Origin of the sequence: Nitrosomonas sp. Nm58 (genome assembly GCF_900107335.1) — a bacterium.
GTDB lineage: Bacteria > Pseudomonadota > Gammaproteobacteria > Burkholderiales > Nitrosomonadaceae > Nitrosomonas.
Map to the genome: position 1 here is coordinate 1 of NZ_FNPQ01000084.1, position 5,954 is coordinate 5,954.

Genomic DNA, 5,954 nt, shown 5'->3' on the forward strand with positions numbered 1-5,954 from the left:
GTGCATGAGGAAGTGCCGATGACTGATTTGAATGCGAGTCTAGCCGCTGGCAAGATGGTGTTGAAGCCAGAGGAGGGCGAGGATGAAGATGGTGAAGAGGAAGACGCTGAAGATGATGAAAATGGTGAAGAAAGTAAAGCGGAAAACTCTGATGAAGAAGACTCCACTGATGAAGACGTCGATTAATTGAATTTAAATCAGAGAGAAAGAAATTTTGATCTCATCAATGAATCTCCCCCTCATGTAGAGAGACGGGGAGATTCATCAGATTGAAGAATGTAGTTTGTTCTTCTGTTCACTTGCGGTGAAATATCTTAAATTCTCTAGTTGCTAAGTCAGATATGCTGGAATAATGATTGATCTCTAAAAGAGTGATTTTATGTGCTTCTGGAAAGTGTAGTAAGCTATGAGAAGAAGATGGGGTTCGGCATAAATATACTTGAATTTAAGCTGATAAATCGGAAAGTCAATTGAGATTGGTTTGTAGTTAATATTTATATAAACAAATGTTTGAATTGATTTGGTGTTGGAAGAAATATCGTTTGATAAAAATGCAACTAGATAATATTTGATAAAGTAATGTAAGAAAGAATTAATTCTAATATTTCTTCAATATCTTATTCTCGTAAGTTGTATGTTATCGGTATGATACTTTCAATAAAAATGTAATTATTTTATTTTAGAATAATTGAATTCATAATTTAGAAAAATAATATGTATTCAAAAAATGTAAAGAGTACATGTGAGAAGATAAGTAGATCAACTAGCAATCTACAGTATAGCTATAAGCGTCACATAAAAGAGAAAGTTATAGAATTGCTGCTATTTTTAGCAGCTTTTTTTTCGATTTTAATTACTTTCTCTATTGTTTTTATGTTAGTAAAAGAGTCATTTGTATTTTTTCAGCAAGTTTCGATTTGGGAATTTCTTACTGACACACAATGGACTCCGTTATTTAATGATGCACACTATGGTATTCTTCCATTGATCTCAGGGACGGTGGTAAGTTCTACTGTAGCACTTCTGGTAGCGCTCCCATTAGGTACAACTATAGCTATTTATCTTTCAGAATTTGCATCTTATACAGTACGAGAGATCACAAAGCCATTTCTTGAGTTGTTAGGAGGTATACCTACTATCGTTTACGGTTATTTCGCTCTCTTATTCGTTACGCCTTTATTACAGGTCATTTTTCCTGATTTGCCAGGATTTAGTTTGTTGTCTGCGGGGCTAGTAATGGGAATAATGATTATTCCTTATGTAAGTTCAATGACTGAGGATGCTATGCGTTCTGTACCGATGCATTTGCGAGAAGGTTCTTATGCTATGGGTGCCACGAGATTTCAAACCGCTATCAGAGTTGTGATGCCAGCAGCTTTTTCAGGTATTGCAGCTGCTTATATTTTAGGAATCTCTCGCGCAGTAGGGGAGACTATGGTTGTAGCCATAGCTGCTGGTATGCAACCAAATTTGACATGGAATCCAATGGAACAAGCTGCAACAATTACCGCATATATTGTTCAGGTAAGTTTGGGGGATTTGCCACATGGCAGCATTGGCTATCAAACTATTTTTGCAGCAGGATTAACTTTATTACTGATTACATTGATCTTTAACATACTTGGCCATCTATTGCGTAAGCGATATCGTCAGGCATATTAAAAAGATTACATTCAATTTTAAATAGTATCTAGGTAATATTTAAGATATTCCTGGATAAAATAGAATTTGACGCAATTAATTAACGCTTTGTTAAGTATTTTAATAAAAACTTTATTCTAAATAAGCAGCATTTATGAACGAAGAAAAGAAATTAGAAGAGTTACGCGTTGTTATAGCGCGACATAGGCGTTGGGATTTGATTTTTTTAATTGCGGGTGTGCTTGCTTTAATGATTGCTTTACTAACATTTATGGCTTTATTTACACAAATGCTCATAGATGGTATGCCTCGTTTGTCTTGGGACTTTTTTACTTCATTTCCTTCGCGTCGACCAGAATCGGCAGGTATTCTTTCAGCCTGGGTGGGAACTACTCTAGTAATGTTGGTTACAGCAATATCGGCCGTCCCACTTGGGATAGCAGCTGGTGTTTATTTAGAAGAATATGCTCCTAAAAATTTATTCACGGAACTAATTGAAATTAATGTTACCAATCTTGCAGGGGTGCCTTCTATTATTTATGGTTTACTGGCGTTAGGGTTGTTTGTTTATCAATTGGGTCTGGAGCAGAGTATTTTAGCTGCAGGGTTGACTTTAGCTCTATTGATTTTACCTATTGTTATTGTGGCTACTCGTGAGGCGATACGGACTATTCCTATTGTGATTCGTGAGGGCTCTTATGCGCTGGGGGCCACTAAATGGGAGACAGTCGCCGATCATTTATTACCGTATTCTGCTCCAGGTATTTTGACGGGTGTAATAATTGGATTGGCTCGGGCTATTGGTGAAACAGCTCCTATTATTACAATTGGTGCGCTGACTTTTATTGCGTTTCTGCCTCCATCTCCAATAAAAAATGAATTTCCATTTATATCTTTCGAATGGTTGGCAGCACCATTCACAGTGATGCCAATACAGATGTTTAATTGGGTATCACGACCTGAAGAGGAATTTCAGTCTAATGCAGCAGCGGCAGGATTAATACTAGTCGTCATGACACTAGCGATGAATGCATTAGCTATTTATCTACGCTATCGTATGCGTAAAAAAATCAAATGGTAAAAAATAGTTTAGTAGAATCTGAGGCGAGTGGCATTTCCCTTGACCAACATAAATCAATAGTGAAAAATTTGAGTTTTTACTATGGGAGTTTTAATGCACTAAAAAATATTGATATGGTCTTGCATGAGAAGCAGGTAACCGCACTAATTGGACCATCAGGTTGTGGTAAATCTACTTTCCTGCGATGCTTTAATCGTATGCATGATCTTTATCCGGGTAATCGCTATGAAGGCGATATAGTTCTATATCCAGACAATGAGAATATTCTCTCGCCTTATGTGGATCCGATCGAGGTAAGAATGCGTATTAGCATGGTATTTCAAAAACCGAATCCTTTTCCTAAATCGATCTATGAAAATGTCGCCTATGGATTGAAAGTTAGAGGTATTAAAAAACGTGCAATGCTGGATGAAAAGGTGGAAGACGCGTTACGTAACGCAGCATTATGGGACGAGGTCAAAGATAGGTTGAATGATCTTGCTTTTAATTTATCTGGTGGGCAGCAGCAGAGATTATGTATTGCAAGAGCGCTTGCAACTGATCCTGAAATACTATTATTTGATGAGCCTACTTCGGCATTAGATCCAATTGCAACTGCTAGCATCGAAGAATTGATCGCTGATCTTAAAAATAAAGTAACAATCCTTATAGTGACTCATAACATGCAGCAGGCAGCTCGTGTATCGGATTATACTGCTTATATGTATTTGGGGCGGTTAATAGAATTTGATATAACAGACACAATTTTCATTAAACCAAAGAACAAGGAAACAGAAGACTACATTACGGGGCGTTTTGGTTAGATTTTTCAGCTTGGTGTATATAAGTCGGTAGCAAGTTCAAGTTATTTAAATTTTCTGCCAATACTTATTTAAATTTGCATCTCTATGAGTAGTTTTAGCGTTTTTCCGCGATCCTTATCAAGTTTGTGCTAATTGCTACTTTATCGGTGCTGGCAAATCTTGTCTAGTAGATCGTTTCAGTAAAATATATGCAAATACATCGCTTGACCTAATCTTGTAGAATTCATATTTTAATCAATTGCTTGTCAGTTAGACAAGCTCACCGAGAATAGTGAATGTTTTGCTGAAACGATCTACCTAGCAGTTCGTTTCAGCCAGCATTAGCATTACAGATTGACTTATAATAGCCGTGGTTCTTATACATCATGCAACTCTTGACGGAGGTGACCATGGCGGGGAAAACGAAACGTGCAGCGCTGGTTTGGCGGAGGATCAAAAGAAGATACTGGCCTGCAACGGCAAATTGGGGTCGGTCGCCCGGTGATGTGGCAACGTGGACAGGTTATGACAATGCGTTGGCCGAAACGATTAACGGATTATACAAGACGGAAGTCATTCGGCATCGCGGCCCCTAGCGCAATATTGATGAAGTGAAATTTGCCACTTTGGAATGGGTCGATTGGTTCAACAATCGCCGATTATTGGAGCCGATTGGAAATATTCCACCGGCTGAATTTGAAATGGCATATTATCGCCAATTAAAGGAGTCAGCTAATGCAGCCTGACTCAAACTAAAAAGTCTCCGGAAAAACCGGGGCGATTCAAAGTGTTACTGGGGGGGGCATTTGTGGGTAATAGAGTATTGGGTTACACCAAATTACAATGTGATGAATGGTGTGTGGAAAGAATACACTTGAAATCATGAGCATACTCGTTTTTTAGAACAATTTCTGATAACCAAAAGTATGTTCTTTATTAAGAATTTCAATTAACTCTTGATAGCATTTCACTCTGACTACAGGAGACCTATTAATGTATTGTTACACATCATTTATTATTTTCTGATTGGATAAGCTCCTTTACTACTTCTAGCAGTCGATCAGCTACTACGTCAGAATTGACTTTAAAACGACCCTCAATTATTGCCTGCTTTATCTCTTCTACCTTAATAATATCTATGGTTTGACTATTGTTTTCGATAGAGTGCGATAAAATAGAAGGAGGGTTAATATGCAAACTATTTTCTGCTTGAGAAAAATCTGATGATTGAATAGAGATGATTTTGTCATCACATTTCTGCTTATTACTAATAATGCCGTTTTTTCGTGCTGGATTTGAGTTATCTATTTTCAAGATAAAATCCTTTTAATAGAGATTATTAATAATTTAACGACATTTAACCAAACTACTTTAGTTTAGTAAGTATAACAAAAGCCTTCTATCATTAATTGTATTACATGCTATACATCAATGTCTTCAATTAATTTTTTCAGAAATATAGAAAATAGCTGGATGGCTTCATAGATATATACTTAATAGTCATTCATACACTCAGCATTTTTTATTTTTATAGACTCTTAAATTCTTACAGTTGATATTATATGATCCAGATCTTTAACGCATTTTCATTAGCTTTCCGTAATCTTTTTAACTTTAAGATTCTATGGATACTGGTTTGGCCTCTCTTTGTAGCTAGCATACTCTGGCTAATAATTGGTGAATTTTTTTGGATCCCTTCAGCTGAATGGCTTGCAGAGATTATCCCATTTACTATCGTGAAGGATTGGTTTGATGAGTCTGATTTACTAAAGATTACAAATAGTATTGGAGATGTATTAAATGTAATTATTTTGGTTATGCTAGTGATTGTGACAACCATGATAATAACTGCTCTATTTGTTATGCCGTCACTGATTGATTTTGTTGCTAAACGATATTATCCATTACTTGATCGGAAAAATGGTGGAAGTATTATAGGGAGTCTATTTCACGTTATCTCTGCAATTATTATATTTATAGCGTTGTGGAGTATCGCTTTACCTTTCTGGTTTGTCGGTGTTGGAATGTTAGCGTCTTTTTTGGCTGCTGCATATTTGAATCAGCGATTATTTAGTTATGACGCATTATCAGAGCATGCTAGTAAGGAAGAATTAAGAATTTTACTGAGAGTAGATAAATTATCACTTTGGGGTTTAGGATTGTTGACTGGTTTCGTTCAGTTTATACCATTCCTGAATTTATTTGCTCCGACATTAACAGCGTTAGCATTTATTCACTTTGAATTAGCACGTCTAGAAAATTTTCGTCATAAATCTAACTTTAATTCTTCTCGGAAATAAACCTCTTCGGTTCTAAGAACCTGTTCAAAGTCTTTTCGTTTGACAGAAAAAGTGCGATATTTGCAGGATGAGAACAAGTTATCCAAGTGATATCAGTCGCGAACAGTTCGAGCAGATCCGCCCACTGCTGGAAAGTGCGCGCAAGAAGAC

Annotated in this window: 5 protein-coding genes and 3 pseudogenes; 7 read left to right on the forward strand and 1 reads right to left on the reverse strand. The window is 36.6% G+C overall.

Annotated elements, in window-relative coordinates; all coding sequences use genetic code 11:
* The 5 genes and pseudogenes from BLW34_RS16275 to BLW34_RS14765 all read left to right on the forward strand — a co-directional run.
* Positions 1-186: pseudogene (locus BLW34_RS16275) on the forward strand (cytochrome C); the annotation flags it as partial.
* A 528-nt stretch (positions 187-714) separates the two neighbouring features.
* Complete coding sequence (gene pstC, locus BLW34_RS14750) at positions 715-1,662, forward strand: phosphate ABC transporter permease subunit PstC (RefSeq protein WP_090581190.1); 948 nt, start codon at positions 715-717, stop codon at positions 1,660-1,662.
* 133 nt (positions 1,663-1,795) lie between these two features.
* Complete coding sequence (pstA, locus tag BLW34_RS14755) at positions 1,796-2,722, forward strand: phosphate ABC transporter permease PstA (protein ID WP_090581194.1); 927 nt, start codon at positions 1,796-1,798, stop codon at positions 2,720-2,722.
* Positions 2,716-3,525 (forward strand): phosphate ABC transporter ATP-binding protein PstB, encoded by an 810-nt coding sequence (gene pstB / locus BLW34_RS14760; protein WP_090581197.1) that lies wholly within the window; start codon positions 2,716-2,718, stop codon positions 3,523-3,525. The genes pstA and pstB overlap by 7 nt, the downstream gene beginning before the upstream one ends.
* A 500-nt stretch (positions 3,526-4,025) precedes the next feature.
* Positions 4,026-4,250: pseudogene (locus BLW34_RS14765) on the forward strand (integrase core domain-containing protein); the annotation flags it as partial.
* Between the two features lie 262 nt (positions 4,251-4,512).
* On the opposite strand, the gene flgM reads toward BLW34_RS14765, so the two are convergent.
* Positions 4,513-4,818, reverse strand: a complete 306-nt coding sequence (gene flgM / locus BLW34_RS14770) for a flagellar biosynthesis anti-sigma factor FlgM (protein WP_256203826.1) — start codon at positions 4,816-4,818, stop codon at positions 4,513-4,515.
* Between the two features lie 248 nt (positions 4,819-5,066).
* On the opposite strand from flgM, the gene BLW34_RS14775 reads away from it, so the two are divergent.
* The gene (locus tag BLW34_RS14775; protein WP_090581200.1) at positions 5,067-5,804 is read left to right on the forward strand and encodes an EI24 domain-containing protein; all 738 of its coding nucleotides are present in this window, start codon (positions 5,067-5,069) and stop codon (positions 5,802-5,804) included.
* A 67-nt stretch (positions 5,805-5,871) separates the two neighbouring features.
* Positions 5,872-5,954, forward strand: a pseudogene (locus BLW34_RS15890) (IS5/IS1182 family transposase); the annotation flags it as partial.